The sequence below is a fragment of the Leptolyngbya sp. GGD genome (assembly GCF_026735145.1).
GTDB classification, from domain to species: domain Bacteria; phylum Cyanobacteriota; class Cyanobacteriia; order Leptolyngbyales; family Leptolyngbyaceae; genus Leptolyngbya; species Leptolyngbya boryana.
The window spans coordinates 213,287-229,652 of the sequence record NZ_JAPQKE010000009.1; the positions used below are offsets into that span (position 1 = coordinate 213,287).

Consider the following 16,366-nt stretch of genomic DNA (forward strand, 5'->3'; position numbering starts at 1 on the left):
CATCTACGGAGTTTTTATGACTTATCAATCCTTCCATCAGAAGTACCGTCCTCAAACATTTGCAGAATTAGTTGGGCAAAATGCGATCGCACAAATTCTCACTCATGCGATCGAGCAGTCTCGCATTGCTCCGGCTTACTTATTTTGTGGTTCACGCGGCACAGGTAAAACATCCAGCGCCCGGATTTTGGCAAAGTCGTTGAACTGCCTTCAAGCTGATCGTCCAACCCCAAATCCTTGTGGTGTTTGTGAAGCCTGCCAAGCAATCTCTCAAGGCAATGCTTTGGACGTGATTGAGATTGATGCCGCCAGCAATACTGGAGTCGAAAACGTGCGGAACTTGATTGAACGCGCCCAGTTTGCTCCGGTGCAGTTGCGGATGAAGATTTTCGTTTTGGACGAGGCGCATATGCTCAGTACCTCTGCAACCAGCGCCCTACTCAAAACACTAGAGGAACCACCAGAGCAAGTGGTCTTTATTCTAGCAACGACGGAGCCGCACAATCTTTTACCCACAATTGTTTCGCGATGCCAGCGATATGATTTTCGACGTATCAAACTTGAGCCAATGGTCAAGCACCTAGCATCGATCGCAAACCAAGAGCAGCTTACGATCGATGATTCAGCCCTGAATTTAATTTCTCGACTGTCGCAAGGTGGATTACGAGATGCAGAAACGCTATTGGAGCAATTAAGCTTATTTGGCAGCACGATTACGACAGAACAGATATGGGAAAGTGTTGGAGCTGTTCCTGATGAGCACCTAGTCGATTGGGCTGAAAACCTCTTGCTACCACAGGCTAGTTCGACCGAAACCCTACTTGTTCAGCTGCAACAATTATTTCAGCAAGGGCAAGAACCGATCGCAATTGTTCAAGGGCTATTACGACTGTTGAAAGATTTGCAGATTGCTCAAACGTTACCTCATTCCCCTGAGCTTTCGAGTGTGATGCCTGAGATATGGCAACGATTAACCAACATGAATTCGATAAATTGCATCCGTCTTGCTGAAGTGCGATCGCAGTTGCGACAAGCTGAATTTCAGCTATGTCAAACGAGTCAACCAACTCTATTTCTAGAATGTCTAATACTTGACTTGATAGCTATTCCTGCTTTAGGCGCACCAGCACAGATTAATCATTCCTTACTAGATCTGACCACAACCTGGCAACAAACTCTTAATCAACTTTCAGTCAATCATCGTCCTATCTTTCGACAAGCACAACTCGTTCAATGCACCTCAAATGGCGCAACGATTCGTTTTCGAGCAGCGTCGTTTTTGAACCTAGCGACAAATTATCAAAGCACGATCGAGCAGGCATTATCGCAAATCCTCGGCTATCACGTTCCTATTCAACTCTGCACTTAGGGAGACCAATCGATGTCTGTTGTCAAACCACCAATCGGGCAATCAAGCGCAATCACACAGCTACAGGCTGCTATCACCCAAAATCGGCTTGCCCCCGCTTATCTATTCACTGGTTTCGATGGGGTAGGGCGTAAACTTGCAGCTCAATGGTTGTCTCAGCAACTTCTCTGCCATCAAGATGCTACCCACCCGGACATTTTATGGATTGAGCCAACTTTTACAAAAGATGGGCATCAGTATACTCATTCTGAGGCTGAACGGAATGGGCTGACTGCTAAATCGCGATCGCAGATTCGCATTGACCAAATTCGGCAAATTATTACCCTCCTACAGCAACCTCCGCTACTTGCCTCGCGATCGCTTGTCGTAATTGATGGAGCAGAAACGATGACCGAAGCGGCTGCGAATACACTTCTGAAGATTCTTGAAGAACCCGGACGCGCTACTCTCATTCTGATTACTCCGACTTCAAACCATCTACTGCCAACGATTCGTTCTCGTTGCCAAACTATCCATTTCAAGCGGTTGCCTTTTGAGTTACTTACTCAGGTTGTACAGGGGCCTTGCCCAGAACTACTAAAGCACCCAGATTTGATTCGCTTTGCTCAAGGCTCTCCTGGACGAGCGATCGCAGCATGGAAAAATGCACAGCAGATTCCAACTACCATAATTCACATGCTGAATCGGAGCGATCGCCCCATTTGGGATTGCCTTTCTCTATCACAGCAAATTCAAGCGCTCGACTTTAGCCTACAACTATGGCTGTTGAATTTCTTACAATTCCAATCTTGGCAGCAATCTCGTTGCAGCAAAATCTTCCATCAATTTGAAAAGACTCGAACTTATTTATCGCAACACTGCCAAGCACAAATGGTTTGGGACTGGTTGCTTACCTCATTGCCTAAAACTCAATGGCAACTTCCAGCCATCATGCAATCGCCATGTCAGCACCTTTCTTCACAGATGGCTTCATTGCCAGAGTCTGAAGTTGCAACCAAATCAGTAAGTGTCGTACAGCAACCTACTGCTGAACCTTCTACTGAATTTGGAGGGCGGCAAACTGACTTATTTGAGGCGATTGTACTCAACAAGCAATCTCCTAACCCTTCAATCGATTATGGCAACTCTTCCTCCAGTTTTGTTCAATCCCATTGAAAAGAGCCAGTTTACAGAACTACTGCAAACCCTTGATCCAAATTCCTTACCTTACATCCTTTCAACGGGATGCGGCATTGATTCCCTATCTCGGCTCATCAAGTACATCGAGAATCTAATCGGCGTTCATGCTGTTGTTGGAGGAGAATTGGTCGAAACTCGTCGCTTGATGCAGTCAATTTATCTGCATCATACCAGTCACCCTAAAATGCGCTCTGTTGCCAACCTAATTATGCTTCAGGCAAATATTCGTAATCACAAATACTTATTGAAAGGAATAAAGAAAAGTTAAAAGTCTTTCTGGTATGTAAAAAACTGTCTAGCGACAAAGATAGAAACTTCAGATAAAGGAATTTCTTCAATGTCTTATTATGGCGATTCCAAAGACCTTGCTCGAAAGCTGGCGCTCGATCCCACTCACGGGGTTTCCGTTAAAGCGGTAAATCAACTCAATTCCCTCTATAACGAGTATCGATCGCTCTGTTACGGCTTCCGTACGCTCGTTTGGCGGTACACTCGTCGTCGATTATTCTGGTTACACCTGCAAAACGGTGATCTGGTGGACTACGAAATTCCAGGGACACGCGGACGCAAAGACCCCTACACCGGAAAGTTCCTCTACCCAGAATACGATCAGCAACGTTTGTGGGAGGACATTTTCGCACCTGCTTGGGAAGGCGTTGCCGAGGTGTTCGAGGAACAGTACCTCTCGCAACTCGAAACTCGTGAGAGCCTGCTGGAAGATCAAGCCAGTAACGCTCCGAAGGTGCTGAAGAAGCGGATTCAGAAGATTCTCAAGGATGCGATCGCACGTCACGACAAAGAGGTATCGCTTGGTGCAGCTTGTGTGATCGATCGCGCTAAAACGAGCTATCGCGTCGGCTCAGGACAGCCTCCGACCACGCACAATCTCACTGAAACTGAGCGCTGCAATCTGATGCGTACCTACCTGCTGGCAATCAATCAAGAGCAGCTTGATCAGTATCAGGAACGTGCTGCGAATCAAGTGCCTTTAGATCACGCAGACACGCTGAATGGACGTGGACAGCTTTCAAACGTACCCGACTACCGACCAAGAGTAAAGTCCACGTTTGACCCAGAAGTAGTGCGGCAGAAGTTGCAAGCTCAAATGAGCCAGCAAGCGGATCAACTACTGATGGCAAATGGTTCTCCAGAGCTAGTAACTGCCGCGATCGAATAATTTGCAACAAACTTCCAACACCTCATTCCCTTAAGGCTGACTTTGGTCAGTCTTTTTCTTTGTGTTCTTTAGTCCTACCAATCATGACAGACTTATTTACCTGGATTCAAACGAATGATGTTACTGGTTCAATTTCACGATCGCTGCAATCTGCCACTCGCATTCCACAAGATCGCTTATTGAGTCAACTTTCACTCACTCGCTCTCAGCGTCAAAAAGTCAAGGATAATATCAAAGCCATTCAGCTTCTCAAACAATTGCGGACAGCTCATCGACTTCCTACGATCGATGAGCAAATCCAGCTATGTCTTCATTTAGGGTCTGGGCTGAGTGCAGATCTTTTCGTTGATCCACCGAAATCAGAATGGGCAAAGCTGGCGACTGAACTGAAAGCGCTATTGACTCCTGAAGAATTCGCTCAAATGCGGGGGACAATGACCACAGCTTACTATACGCCGCCTGCAATCGCTCAGTGCATTTATGAAGGACTCATTCGACTCGGTTGCAATGGCGGAGAATGGTTAGAACCAACGGTTGGCACAGGACTATTTATCGGACTCGCACCCTCGGATTGGTCATGCCGTTGGACGGGCGTTGAGATTGATTCGATCAGTGGCAGCATTTGTCAGCGACTCTACCCAGAAGCAACCGTTTATCTTCAAGCTTTGGAACGGACTCGATTGGCTGTCAATCATTTTGATGGCTGTATTGGGAATGTCCCTTACTCGGAAGTTACGCCCTATGATCCGCAGTTTGTCAATTGGTCGCTTGATGGGTTGCACAACTATTGTTTAGCGCGATCGATTCAAGCCGTTCGTCCCGGTGGAATCATTGCCGTTCTGACTTCGGTTGGCACACTGCAATCAAAACGCAGTCAAGCATTTCGTGAACGAATTAGCAGCTTAGTTCGCCTGTTAGGCGCTTTCAAACTTCCGATGACTGCTTTCCGTAGTTTCAGTCATACCGATGCCCCCGCAGATTTGCTGTTTTTTCAAACGCTTGCACCGGGAGAAGATGGCAACGCTGAAGAATGGATTGATTTAGTCGAAAGCTCCATTCTGAATCCAGAAACGCAGGAACCGCTTTTGCTCAATCACTACTTTCACACTCATCCGAATCATCTACTTGGTGAACTTGCGATCGATAAACTCTACGCCAGCCCTCGACTCTCACTCCAACCGATTCATCCCAATTTGCCAGAGGTGCTAAGTTATGCTCTGCGTGATCTACCAGAAAATGTTTACCGATCGCGCCCCCTTCACGTTGCGCTCAGTTCCAGTCCACGAGATTCTTTGCCCATTCCTCCAGATTTGCAAGCCTCGGTCAAACCATTCGCCTACGTCTGGTATCGGGATCAGCCTTATCAATGCCGCGATGGGCAGCTTCGCCGAGTGGCGGTGAAAGGCATGAAGCGTAGACGGCTGTGGTGGCTGATTCAGATTCGCGATGCAGTGCGACAAGTGCTGAATATTCAATGGGAATCAGATGACGATCGCGAACTAGAACAAGCTCAAATCATTCTTAACCAACGCTACGACGAATTTATTACGCAGTACGGCTGGCTGCATTCTCAGGGCAATGAACTTGCGTTTGGAGATGATCCAGAATACCCGCTACTGCTGGCGTTAGAAGTTTGGAATCCAGATCGTCCAGAAGAAACAGAAAAAGCCGATTTATTCTTCAAGCGCACTCTAGTTCGAGTACCTGCGATCGACGAAGTGAAAACAGCAACAGAAGCCCTCGTTCACTCACTTGCCGATCGTGGGGCTGTCGATTTGGCCTACATGAGTGAGTTGTATCGCAAGTCAGAAGCCGATATTGTGTCGGAGCTTCAGAAATCGGAAACGACACCGCTCATTTTCCGCGATCCCGATCTTGACAGTTGGATTATCGCTGAAGAATACTTGAGCGGCAATGTCCGACTTAAACTAGAACAAGCAGCCACAGCTGCACAGGAATCTCTTGCTTACTTGGTCAACGTTGAAGCACTCAAGCAGGTGCAACCCAAGCCGCTAAAGGCAGGACAAATCTACGCCCGTCTCGGTTCTCCCTGGATTCCAGTCGAGGTGATTGAGGACTTCATTCGTGAAGCATTGGGAATTCAGGAAGCAAGCTCATCCAAGTTGCTGCGGGTGACTCATTCGATTCACAGTGCCCATTGGAAGATTGAATATCGCGGCGCTAATAGCACCTTGATTTCTTCACAATACGGAACGAGCCGTGTTTCTGCAATTCGCTTGATTGAACTGGCATTGAATCAGAAATTGCCTGCGGTGTATGACACGATCGACAAGGATACACGAGTCAAAAATCGGGACGAAACTCGTCGAGCCTTGCTGAAACAAGAACGTCTGAAAGAACTCTTCAAGCGCTGGATTTGGCAAGATTGGAAGCGAGCCACCGAACTGGTTGAAATCTATAATCGCGACTTCAATTGTTTGCGTCGTCGGCAATATGACGGCACTCATCTTAAAGGCAAGCTGCAAGGCGTTTCAGCAACCTGGCTAGATCGTCTCTACAATCCGAAACGGGCTTATCAACTGAATGCGATTTGGCGAATTATGAGTAGCGGCAATACCCTGATCCAGTACCCAACTGGGTCTGGGAAAACAGCGATAGCGATCGTTGCCGCCCAAGAAATGCGCCATCACCACCAATGCACCAAACCCGCTCTTGTCGTCAAAGATCACCTCGTTCTCCAGCAAGCAGCAGAAGCCGCACAAATTTATCCAGGATTGCGAATTCTCACGATTTCGACTCGTGATCTGGATTCGGCTAAAAAACGGCAGGAACTGGTTTCTCTTGCCGCAACTGGAGAATGGGACTTCATTGTGATGTCACAAACGGCATTCAAGATGCTGAGACTGCGAACCGAAACAATTGATTCAATTATTGCAAATGAAACTGAGCGCGTTCGCAGCGAAGATGGCAAACGCAAGCGTAGCGGGAAACGAGCGGCGAAACAGCTAGAGAAGAAAGTCGATCGCACAGAAGAGAAGATTCGAGAACACATCGACTCAGTGCAACGCGACAATACCGTTTACTGGGAAGATTTAGGCATTGATTTACTGCTGGTGGATGAGAGCCAGGATTATTTAGGCTTGGCGACCGAAACACAGATGCAGGGCGTGTTGGGAATTTCGTCTTCTAACTCCGATCGCGCTTCAGATCTCTACTACAAAACTCAGTATTTAGCTCAATTACACGGACGAGACAAAGGCTTAGTTCTTCTAACGGCAACCCCGATTCAAAACACACTCGGACAAAGTTGGGTGAACTTGGTTTATCTCTGCCCGCAAGTTCTTAAAGCCAGAGGGATTCGTCACTTTGACTCATTCATCTCAACGTTTGCTGAACCAAAAGTTTCTGCTGAGATCACCGCTGCGACAACACTTGAGATCAAGACACGCTTATCTAGTTGGTCAAATTTACCTGAGTTTCGAGAACTTTGGCTATTAGTCGCAGACATCGTTACTGAGTCGCAACTCGATATTGAAAAGCCGAGGCCAAATTATCAAACGGCTGAGATTCCCGCAACAGCCGCACAATTGAAGTTTTTCGATTACATTGCAGCACGAGCGAAAAAACTTCAGGGGCGGCGATCCAAAACAGATAACTATCCACTCATCACCACTCACGTCAAACAAGGTGTCATTGATCTACGCTGTCTACCAAGCTCGGTGTTACGCCAATTTCTAGATGATGTCGAAATTGCAACCTTAGCAAACGAACACAGCAAGTTGGAGCAATTCATCGAAGATACCTATCAAACCTGGGTCGAAACACAGACAGAGCGATGTACTCAATTGCTGTTTGTCGATATTGGTCACGGGTTTATTCACCCGTATCTGAAGCGTCGTTTAATCGATCGTGGCATTCCAGAACATGAACTTGCCTTTGCTCAAGATGCAACTACTGACGAGCAGAAAGCTCAACTGTTTCGCCGAGTGCGCCAAGGCGATGTCCGAATTCTCTGTGGCAGTACGCCGACGATCGGAGCCGGAACTCAAATTCCAGACCGCCTCAAGGTGCTGCGGCATTTGGATTGTCCACTTCGTCCGACTGATCGCTGGCAGCGTGACGGACGCATTCTCCGACCCGGCAATATGCACTCAGAGGTCGAAATCGTTTCCTATATCACGACAGGCAAGCCTTACCAGAACGAAGAGAATAAGCAAATTCAAGGACTTTCACCGGATTCATACCTTTATGAAGTCAATGTCCGCAAAGCTCGGTTTATCGAGGAAGGACTGTATCAAACTGATGAAACTGTAAGAACGATCGAGGACATTGACGAAACGACGCTCGATTTTAGCTTGCTCATGGCGACGGCAACCGGAGATCGACGATTGTTAGAAAAAGTAGAGTTGGATAACCAAATCCAAAAACTATTGATTGAGGAGCAAGATTGGCAAGGAACACAAATTGCGATCGCTCAACAACTCGATCAACTCCCTCACCAAATCGCGAGCGTTCAACAGGCTCTCAACGGCTACCAGCACGATGTGCAAACACTGATTCCAACGCAAGGAGAAGCCTTTCAACTGATGCTCAATGGTTCTCAAATTCCCTACACCAAACGAAGTGAAGCGGCTCAAGCCCTACACGATATTGCAGCCGATTTGACCCAAAGTAGACGTGCTGCTAAACGAGCGATCGGCTCTTTTGCTGGATTTGAATTATGGATCGAGCATGAACCTATCTTTCAGTCTACTATCCTACGCTTACAAGGAGAACGCAGCTATGAAACGGAAGTTCGAGAAACCGCCAAAGGAACACTTCAAGCATTAGAACATTGTCCTGACCAAATCACAAGAGCAATTCAAACCTGTCATCAAACTCTACAGATGCTAACCGCAGAACTTGAACAAATTCATCCGCTCTTTGGACAATCCTTTGAGAAAGCGGACGCTCTCAAAGCTGCACTGGAACGGCAAGAGCAACTGAATGAAGCTCTGGGGCTGATGACCGAAGCTCAGATGGATGCAGTTGCTCTGGCTGCTTAGTTTACTTCCAAATCCATGTCCTATTTTGGCGATCGCTACAGTCCTAATCCTGGTATCAATGACACGATCATATGGCTCCTTGATCACGGTTATCCGCCGCTCCCGATCGCGCCCTATCACGACCCGCACCAATACCCAAAGCTGCCGATCATCTCAAACACAGAACCACTCCCCCGGTTTACTGGGAAAAATCCTTCCTATCTCAATTTCAATGGCTATCCATCCCTCATCAAACATCAGGACTTTCAGCATCGCCTCCCCAGTTCCAGCGAAATCAAGCGCTGGTTTTGCGATCGGAGAACGGGAATCGCCACGATGGGAGGATGGAATAACACCGTTTGGCTTGATTTCGACGTGCATCGGTTTCAATCGATCGAAGACTGTCGAACAATTCTAGAAGCCTATCTAGAGTTTGCACCCTGTCTCAAATTGACCTTCATTGAAATCAGCCAGAGTCAGGGTTGGCATATTGGAGTGCGCTGCAATCCATTGCCCGTTTTTTCTAACTTTGCTTTTCAACCAAAAAGCTTTCAAGCTGGTGAGCTAATCGGTGAAGGAAAAATCATTGTATTAGCACCAACTCAGGGAAAAAATGGGCAATATCAATCGATTCAGCGAGTCATGCCGATTCAAATCGAATCACTTGATAGCATTAGCATCTTTGCTCGAACTCAGACAACGCAAACACTACGGGCGATCGAGCCTTTGAATATCTTTTCATCATTAACTGATCATCCCATTGCGATCGAACACCTAATTTGCCAGCGGGTGAAATTTCTACTTCAACAATTGAACGAAATTCCAGTTGGGCAAAGAAGCGATGTTCTCTGCACGATCGTCCGTGAAGTATTCGGTTGGGAGAACTGGCTACAAAACTACCCCTACCGCTTAACTGCAACGGCTGACACATTCTGTCAAACCATCGGACAACGATTAGGGCTAGACATAGCGCGGATTCAACGCATTCTCAACAGTCAATCTCACAGTGTTTCGATTCGGTATTCAATGCCTGCCATTTACCGCTATCTCGGTGAGGCAGGCTGCGATCGACAAGTTCAAAAAGCTGTTCGTTTTTCACACTCATCTTATTTCAAGGAAAGCTCTCATGACTCAAACCACAAAGCGTAAATCAACTAAATCAACGACGGCTAAAACCAAGCCATTAGAAGTAGAAGCACCTATTGTTGAAGCGCAACCAGCAATCCCCGAAGGGCGATTAGCAACCGTGCAACAAGCAACGCTTTCAGAACTAACCCAGTTGGTTGTTAAAGCTGTCCCTTCTCAAGGAACGAATCCAGAACTCAAGTACTTGGTCATCGAAGCTTGTGCCGACACTCAGCAGCTTTTTCTACAAGGATTTGATCTGAAGATTGGAATGCGCGTTTGTCTACCTGCGAATGTCGCACAATCGGGTAAGTTACTCGTTCCGCCATTACAGTTTTCCAGTCTGATCGAGAAAATGCCAAAGACTGCGATCACGCTGGAAGTCGCGCCTGGGGTGACTCAACTTCGATTACTGAGCGCGATCGCGCTCAGCGAAATTCCTGCTAAACCTGCGACTCATTATCCAAAGCTGCCTGAACCCGATGGCACCATTGAGCTTTACGAACTGAATGCGAGAGAATTTCAACGATCGATTCGAGCGATCGCAATGTGTGCTTCCAAAGATGAAAGCCAAACACCCCATCACGGCGTTCAAATTCAACTATGGAAACAGTCTGAACAAATTTGTTTCAGCTTGTGTGCGGCAGATGGTCACGTTTTGGGACTGTATCAAACGACTACACTAGAACAAGAAACACCAGACTTTGATTGCATTGTTCGAGCCGATGCCCTGACGAAACTCTCTGAACTTTTAGATCTCAATGTCAGCGAAACAGTCGCGATCGAGCTTGAAAAATCCAAGCAAGCGCCAACCTCAATCGTTCGCTTTCGCTACGGTGAGAATAACACGCATCACAGCCTGACTGTTCGAGTGTTAGAAGGAAATTTTTCAAACTATCGCAATATTTTGAGCAATCTGAGACAGCAAGTGCAAACCACCGTCACGATTGATCAAAGCCAGATCATTAGCTGTTTAGACCGCCATCTAGTTATGGTTACGAGCATTAATACAAGAGTGGTTAAATTTACGGCAACTTCAACCGGACTTGATACAGAAAGCAAATCTGCAAGCGGTGGGCACTGCGAATCAATCTCTGGGCAAATCAATGGAGCTTCTTTGACCACACACCTGAATGCCGCTAACCTTCAGCGAATCATTCAAAAACTCAATCACACCGAAGCCAAGCTTCACATCATTGGTGAAAAGTCGCCGCTTCTGATTGCTGCTCCTGAGAGTACTCATGACCAACCCAGTTTGACTTTTCTAATAATGCCCGTCGAAATCTAGTAACTGTCCCATGACTCCTAACTTCAGTTCGATTCGAGATTATTTGAATCAAATGGGTCAATACCCCCTACTGACCGAAGACGAAGAGCAAGAATACGGCACTCAAATTCAACAGATGATAGCGATCGTTACTCAAAAGCAAGCTCTAGCTCAATCGCTCGATCGAGAACCAACGCCAGAAGAATTGTCCCAAGTACTAGAAATCTCTGCTACTGAAATTCAAGCAATTCTGCGAAAGGGCGATCGCGCTAAATCGAAAATGATCCAGCACAACTTACGCCTTGTAGTGTCAGTCATTAAAAAACGCCGCTTGCATTACAGCACAGAAGATTTTTTAGACTTAATAGGGTTGTTTTGCCAACCCCACCAATACCATCGACAGTAATGATATGTCCCCGATGTTCAGGAGAGAGATATCTCAGCAGATCTCTCAACTCGGTATCGCGCCCAATGAATGTTTCATAGGTTGGATCGGGTAAGCGGCAAAATCTGCGACTTAATTCGCTTCGGTTCTTCGGTTGTGAATGATCAGAAGCGCGATCAACCTGAATTGGAGATTGAAGATCTTCTTGATCCTTGAGCGGTATATTCAACACGCTGAATAACTTGCGAATTGAACCAACATCCACACCTTGAGATTGACAGAGAATCCGTTGCAAGGTATCCCGACTCATCAAGAAGTTGGGTTCGCAGTGAATCTGAATCTGCCTTCTCAATTGCTCAAAGTTGTAAGAATACCCAGGTGCGCCATGATAGATTTCGGCAAAGTTGTGATTGGTGTAGGGAAAACGCTTTCCGATCGCAGCTTCAAGTCGGCAGCGTGCTTCATTGGTTAAAATTCGTCCTCGCATCGCATTACTCCATGTCCAGATATATTGGGCGTGAAAGGCAACAGGAACCTTTAAAGGCGAAACTTTTGACTGTGCAATCGAGCAGGGTATTTGAGGGGATCAGCAGAGGATCTGGAATCGTTCCCGTGTTTAGCGTAAGGAACAAAATCGTGACTCCTGCAATTTCCTTAGAAAATCTCAAGCAACGCGGTAATTGCTTGAGCAGCATAAATGATAAGGTGAGAAATTGAAGAGGCTTAAATTTAACGATTGCAATAGTCGTCCATCTGATATTACGGACAGTCTCCAACTTTTCAGCAGACGATTCGCTATTATGTGAACGAACTTATTGCAATCCCTGCACAAGATGTATAGACAAGATTTCAGCGCATTGATGCTCATAACCGAAGATTATCTTCGGGCAGAACTTCGGGGGGCTTGATACAAAATGCTCTGTCTACATTTCAGATACTTGAACGGAACAGCATCTAAATCAGGGTGATTTGGATGCTGTTCCGCATTCTAGAACACTATCGCAATGTCTTAATAAGCTTAATGATTTGATCCAGAGAAATGTTGATGAAGATGGTGAGCGATAGAATGACGGCAACTGACACGCCTCCGTACTGAAGCAATGCTACTGTCTCTAGTGGACGAATTGGAGCGAAGGGGACGATCGGAGGAGACACTTGAGCAATGTAGTCTTTCATTTTTACAATTCCTCTACGAGTGGTAAGTCAGGCAGGTCGTTTATAGCAACCCTGCTCGCCTCTTCAATGTAGATAGAAAGCTTGATCGTTTGGCAGATTATCCTACGATTTATCAAAAAAGATGCTTCAACGCTCTGAACCCGCGATTACTCAATCTTTTGGAATTGAACAAACGTCAAAGAAGATGCTGCTAGTTTGCCAAATAAGATAGATAGCAGAGTAGTGCAGCTGATGACAAATAACAATCCAAAGAATGCAACTCAAACTTCCGTTAGAAAAGTCTTGCATTTGGCACGATAAATCGTTTTCCTATGCCTGTTGTTCGATCGAGCTTGAGCTTAGAAGAGCTAGGAAGGTTTTAGGTTGGGTTGAACACTGCAATCCAGGAAAGCGTTGAAGAGCAATACAAAGCAGCTTTCCTGAATCAAGTACAGGTTACGAATTCACAACGCAAAAATTGACGAATTGGAGAAGGTTCTATGTACGAGCAGATTCAAAGCATTTTGACCCTGATATCAACGGCAATGGAGGTTGGGTTTGTACTATGGTTTGCGAGCGCATTTCCGATCTACTGCTGGAAGAATACGGAGACATCTTCATCGGTGCAGTTAGCAACCGTTGAGGCAGTTCAATCGGATGAGCTAGCAGCGTCGATTCAAACTGAAGGGGATCATGAAACGAGAGACATTGAGAGAACTAAGGATTTAGACCAGAAGGTTACGCAAGATGTTGAAGAGAAAACTACGATCGCGGAAAGTGGTCAGCAGATGCCAAGGCTTGATTTGAGAACGATCGAAATTCTCAGAACACCGAAGAAGGTTGCAGTCAAGGTAAGCGCTCTTGATGCTTTAAAGATTCAAGTCCCCAAAACCATACGTCGGCATAGTGTTCTAGGATATGCGAGCTTCTACATTCAGGATTTGCAGAAAGTCTTCGAGGTTCTTCTGCCTGAAGGTGAGAGCATCTAATTACTTTCAGAATGAGTTTGAGAACAACACGAGGGATTTTTTAGAGGGACATTCACTCATTCGCTTCGACGCGAAAAGAGATAAAGGTTGATCGACGATCGGAGAGGATGGCAATGGTTAATTTTTTATCCCATCCCTCCATTTTTTAACCGTGTTCGCTTGAACTTGAAAGTTTGAGAACCATGAGAAAAGACAAGAATTGTAGCAGAATTCTCAGGCTCGAATTGAGCTGATTTCCCTACTACAAAAGACTAATTTTTGTTAGGAATAAAAGATGCCAACGCCAGAGAATTCTCAAAATGCTGACTTCTCAAACGCAAGCTTTTCAGGTGCCTTTCAACTCAACGAGGATCTAGATACATCTCTATCTCCAATCTCAGCATCAATCAGTTTGCAAATTCTTACCAAAGTCACACGACTGTTCAATGCAGGACTAGAAGACATTGTGAACGAACTGTTTCAAAACGCTCGTCGTGCTGGAGCAACACAGGTTAAGGTTTCACTGACTGAATCAGGAAATCTTCGGATCGAGGATAATGGCTGCGGGATTGAATCTGCTCAAACGCTGCTCAATCTGGGGCAGAGCGACTGGGAAGGCGAGATTGTCGAAAGTGAAGATCCCGCAGGCATGGGCGTTTTCAGCTTGGCAAATCGTGGCGCAATGATCGCGTCACATCATTGGCAGGTTCAACTTGAGCCAGCGCATTTTTCAGGGCAAGCGATCGCGATCGTGCAATCGACTGAACCCCGAATCGGCACCTGTATCGAATTTCCCCTGACGGCTCAAGAACAGAAGCGATCGTTATCGACGGTGATTGAAAATGCTGCTCGGTATTTTCCCATTCCTGTCTCCTTCAACGAAACAGACCTCCCTCGTCATGATTTTCTCGCTGGAGCACAGATGATTAAATCATGGCGAGGATTACGCCTTGGAGTTTCAGGGGATTACCGCTGGACACAGCGCAGTAGAGATGGAGCACTAAACTTTTACGGTCTCACGGTTCAAGCGTATTTGCCGAGCCTCTGTTGTAATGAAACGACGCTTAGAACCCGAGTGGATGTCGAGTTTGCACCAGAGCTTAAATTAGTGCTGCCTGCGAGAAAAGAAATTGTTCAGACTGAATTCTTTGAGCAGCTCAAGCTCGAACTTCGCAAAACGCTTTACGAAGCAGTCGCACGGCTTGAGTCCCACAATTTGTCTCATACGCATTGGCTCGAAGCCCGCAATTTTGGCATCGATTTGTCTCTAGCACGATCCGAGCTTGAACCCTTCACACCGGCAATCGCCGACCATCTTGCCGGACAAGGTTGGAACTCACCACAGCCAATCGATGCAACGACCATCGTTGTTGAAGTTGATGAATTAGAAGCCCCACAACAGCAGCTTTTTGCGCGGGCTTTAGAGAAGAGCGATTTGCCTTTCACCTTTCTCGCTGCGGAATCAAAATACCAGGGTTATCCTTGGTACGATGAATTGCCCAGACTCAGCTTCGAGCGGATTGAAATTCAAATTGGCGATCGTATTCTTTCCCCTACAGAATTTGCGAGGTTAGAAGAGTTTCCGCAGCAGGGCATTGTTGATCAAATCACCGCAATTGTCACACGGAAACAGGCAGGAAAACCAGATACTGAGCTGCGCTTGGAATTAGACGTTGGATTTGGCGCAATGGATGAGTTTGAATACATTCCTTCACTGGATGAGATTACGATCGCGATCGCTCGTCACCATTCGCTTAATCCCTATGAATTAGCGGAACTGTTGGAAGCTTCTTTCTTTTCTCCGAGTGAAGACAGTGATGCAGATAGTTATGAAACGCAACGAGAAAATTTTCGCGAATCGGCTCAAGAAGAATCGATTCGACTTCTGCTCTCCAGCGAATCTGCACTCAAGGCCCGAATTGAAATGATTGTCGATCGCTATCTGCGCTGGATTGTGCCGAGTAACATGAAAATCGAGGTGCGCGTTTCACCGATTTCAAGTGATGAAAACTCAGAACGAACTTTATTTAATCGATCGGTTGAAATAATCGGCAATCCTGAAGAAACGTCAGAAAGCTGAAACTAAGCGCCTTTGCTGCACGTTGAGATTCAATGCCATGATCCACCGCTTGAAATCAGCGATTAGATCTCAGAATCCTTTCAAGAAGCGGGTGGATCAACTACATCTCGCAACAAAACTGAGCATTGGAGTAATTTTTAAAGAGGAATTAGATCATTTTTTTAACGGAATCTTTGCCAGAATCGGGGGTAGCAGGGGATAATTAAGCACAGCATCTAATCACTGCTCAAACTTACCGAGTCCTTCTGTGCAGCTATGGGACAAAAAAGTGTCACTAACACTTGGATCAAACAATTGCGTGAAGAGGCAAATCTCACGCAAGAACAATTAGCCGTGAGATTAAATATTGCGTCTTCTACCCTCAGAACTTGGGAACAGGGTAAGGTACAGCCCTCAATGACGATCGAGCAGTGGGAAGCCTTTTCAGAAGCGGTTAACGTTCCTCTCAATGAACTTCGATTCCAAGTTAAGCGGTCGGCATGACCAAAGCTCTAATGGTTAGCCAAGATTGGCGGACTGATGTGGGTTGGACGGCAATACACTTCTAGATACAAGAAAAAGGCGAGAAAATCTCTACAAAGCTGGTAGTGCCTCTTTCCAGGATGGGAAATATTTCAGATCAAATCTAACTTTGCATGTTCCCAACAATTTTTAGGGGACGACTAAAGATATTTCG

13 protein-coding genes are annotated in these 16,366 nt (G+C 46.2%); 11 read left to right on the plus strand and 2 right to left on the minus strand.

The window, feature by feature from the left end; translation table 11 throughout:
* Window positions 1–16: 16 nt before the first annotated feature.
* From dnaX to OU814_RS27765, 8 genes are all read left to right on the plus strand, one after another.
* Entirely contained in the window at window positions 17–1,369 is a 1,353-nt protein-coding gene (dnaX, locus tag OU814_RS27730; RefSeq protein ID WP_268242819.1) for a DNA polymerase III subunit gamma/tau, read from the plus strand.
* Between the two features lie 12 nt (window positions 1,370–1,381).
* Window positions 1,382–2,524, plus strand: coding sequence for a DNA polymerase III subunit delta' (locus OU814_RS27735; protein WP_268242820.1), 1,143 nt, complete (start codon window positions 1,382–1,384; stop codon window positions 2,522–2,524).
* Entirely contained in the window at window positions 2,487–2,816 is a 330-nt protein-coding gene (locus OU814_RS27740) for a hypothetical protein (RefSeq protein WP_268242821.1), read from the plus strand. Before OU814_RS27735 ends, OU814_RS27740 begins: the two co-directional genes overlap by 38 nt.
* A 69-nt stretch (window positions 2,817–2,885) precedes the next feature.
* Complete coding sequence (locus OU814_RS27745) at window positions 2,886–3,725, plus strand: hypothetical protein (RefSeq protein ID WP_268242822.1); 840 nt, start codon at window positions 2,886–2,888, stop codon at window positions 3,723–3,725.
* Between the two features lie 83 nt (window positions 3,726–3,808).
* Window positions 3,809–8,731, plus strand: coding sequence for a DEAD/DEAH box helicase (locus tag OU814_RS27750; RefSeq protein ID WP_268242823.1), 4,923 nt, complete (start codon window positions 3,809–3,811; stop codon window positions 8,729–8,731).
* Between the two features lie 15 nt (window positions 8,732–8,746).
* The gene (locus OU814_RS27755) at window positions 8,747–9,859 is read left to right on the plus strand and encodes a hypothetical protein (protein ID WP_268242824.1); all 1,113 of its coding nucleotides are present in this window, start codon (window positions 8,747–8,749) and stop codon (window positions 9,857–9,859) included.
* Window positions 9,837–11,123: a hypothetical protein gene (locus OU814_RS27760; protein ID WP_268242825.1), complete on the plus strand. Its 1,287-nt coding sequence runs from the start codon at window positions 9,837–9,839 to the stop codon at window positions 11,121–11,123. Before OU814_RS27755 ends, OU814_RS27760 begins: the two co-directional genes overlap by 23 nt.
* Window positions 11,124–11,133: 10 nt before the next feature.
* A complete protein-coding gene (locus OU814_RS27765) occupies window positions 11,134–11,508 on the plus strand; it encodes a sigma-70 factor domain-containing protein (protein ID WP_268242826.1) in 375 nt (124 codons plus the stop codon).
* Here OU814_RS27765 and OU814_RS27770 read toward each other — a convergent pair.
* Both OU814_RS27770 and OU814_RS27775 read right to left on the minus strand, forming a co-directional pair.
* A complete protein-coding gene (locus OU814_RS27770) occupies window positions 11,420–11,974 on the minus strand; it encodes an ATP-binding protein (protein ID WP_268242827.1) in 555 nt (184 codons plus the stop codon). The genes OU814_RS27765 and OU814_RS27770 overlap by 89 nt on opposite strands.
* Before the next feature lie 509 nt (window positions 11,975–12,483).
* Complete coding sequence (locus tag OU814_RS27775; protein WP_268242828.1) at window positions 12,484–12,663, minus strand: hypothetical protein; 180 nt, start codon at window positions 12,661–12,663, stop codon at window positions 12,484–12,486.
* Window positions 12,664–13,142: 479 nt separating this feature from the next.
* Between OU814_RS27775 and OU814_RS27780 the strand changes: the two genes are divergently transcribed.
* The 3 genes from OU814_RS27780 to OU814_RS27790 all read left to right on the plus strand — a co-directional run bounded on the left by OU814_RS27780 (window position 13,143) and on the right by OU814_RS27790 (window position 16,173).
* On the plus strand, window positions 13,143–13,631 hold the full coding sequence (locus tag OU814_RS27780; RefSeq protein ID WP_268242829.1) for a hypothetical protein: 489 nt from the start codon (window positions 13,143–13,145) through the stop codon (window positions 13,629–13,631).
* 274 nt (window positions 13,632–13,905) lie between these two features.
* Entirely contained in the window at window positions 13,906–15,690 is a 1,785-nt protein-coding gene (locus tag OU814_RS27785) for an ATP-binding protein (protein ID WP_268242830.1), read from the plus strand.
* 255 nt (window positions 15,691–15,945) lie between these two features.
* Entirely contained in the window at window positions 15,946–16,173 is a 228-nt protein-coding gene (locus OU814_RS27790; RefSeq protein ID WP_268242831.1) for a helix-turn-helix domain-containing protein, read from the plus strand.
* Window positions 16,174–16,366: the final 193 nt, after the last annotated feature.

Excerpts from the sequence above, each read along its gene's own strand:
- dnaX (WP_268242819.1), top strand. The coding sequence starts at position 17 with ATGACTTATCAATCCTTCCATCAGAAGTACCGTCCTCAAACATTTGCA.
- OU814_RS27735 (WP_268242820.1), top strand. The coding sequence starts at position 1,382 with ATGTCTGTTGTCAAACCACCAATCGGGCAATCAAGCGCAATCACACAG.
- OU814_RS27740 (WP_268242821.1), top strand. The coding sequence starts at position 2,487 with ATGGCAACTCTTCCTCCAGTTTTGTTCAATCCCATTGAAAAGAGCCAG.
- OU814_RS27745 (WP_268242822.1), top strand. The coding sequence starts at position 2,886 with ATGTCTTATTATGGCGATTCCAAAGACCTTGCTCGAAAGCTGGCGCTC.
- OU814_RS27750 (WP_268242823.1), top strand. The coding sequence starts at position 3,809 with ATGACAGACTTATTTACCTGGATTCAAACGAATGATGTTACTGGTTCA.
- OU814_RS27755 (WP_268242824.1), top strand. The coding sequence starts at position 8,747 with ATGTCCTATTTTGGCGATCGCTACAGTCCTAATCCTGGTATCAATGAC.
- OU814_RS27760 (WP_268242825.1), top strand. The coding sequence starts at position 9,837 with ATGACTCAAACCACAAAGCGTAAATCAACTAAATCAACGACGGCTAAA.
- OU814_RS27765 (WP_268242826.1), top strand. The coding sequence starts at position 11,134 with ATGACTCCTAACTTCAGTTCGATTCGAGATTATTTGAATCAAATGGGT.
- OU814_RS27770 (WP_268242827.1), bottom strand. The coding sequence starts at position 11,974 with ATGCGAGGACGAATTTTAACCAATGAAGCACGCTGCCGACTTGAAGCT.
- OU814_RS27775 (WP_268242828.1), bottom strand. The coding sequence starts at position 12,663 with ATGAAAGACTACATTGCTCAAGTGTCTCCTCCGATCGTCCCCTTCGCT.
- OU814_RS27780 (WP_268242829.1), top strand. The coding sequence starts at position 13,143 with ATGTACGAGCAGATTCAAAGCATTTTGACCCTGATATCAACGGCAATG.
- OU814_RS27785 (WP_268242830.1), top strand. The coding sequence starts at position 13,906 with ATGCCAACGCCAGAGAATTCTCAAAATGCTGACTTCTCAAACGCAAGC.
- OU814_RS27790 (WP_268242831.1), top strand. The coding sequence starts at position 15,946 with ATGGGACAAAAAAGTGTCACTAACACTTGGATCAAACAATTGCGTGAA.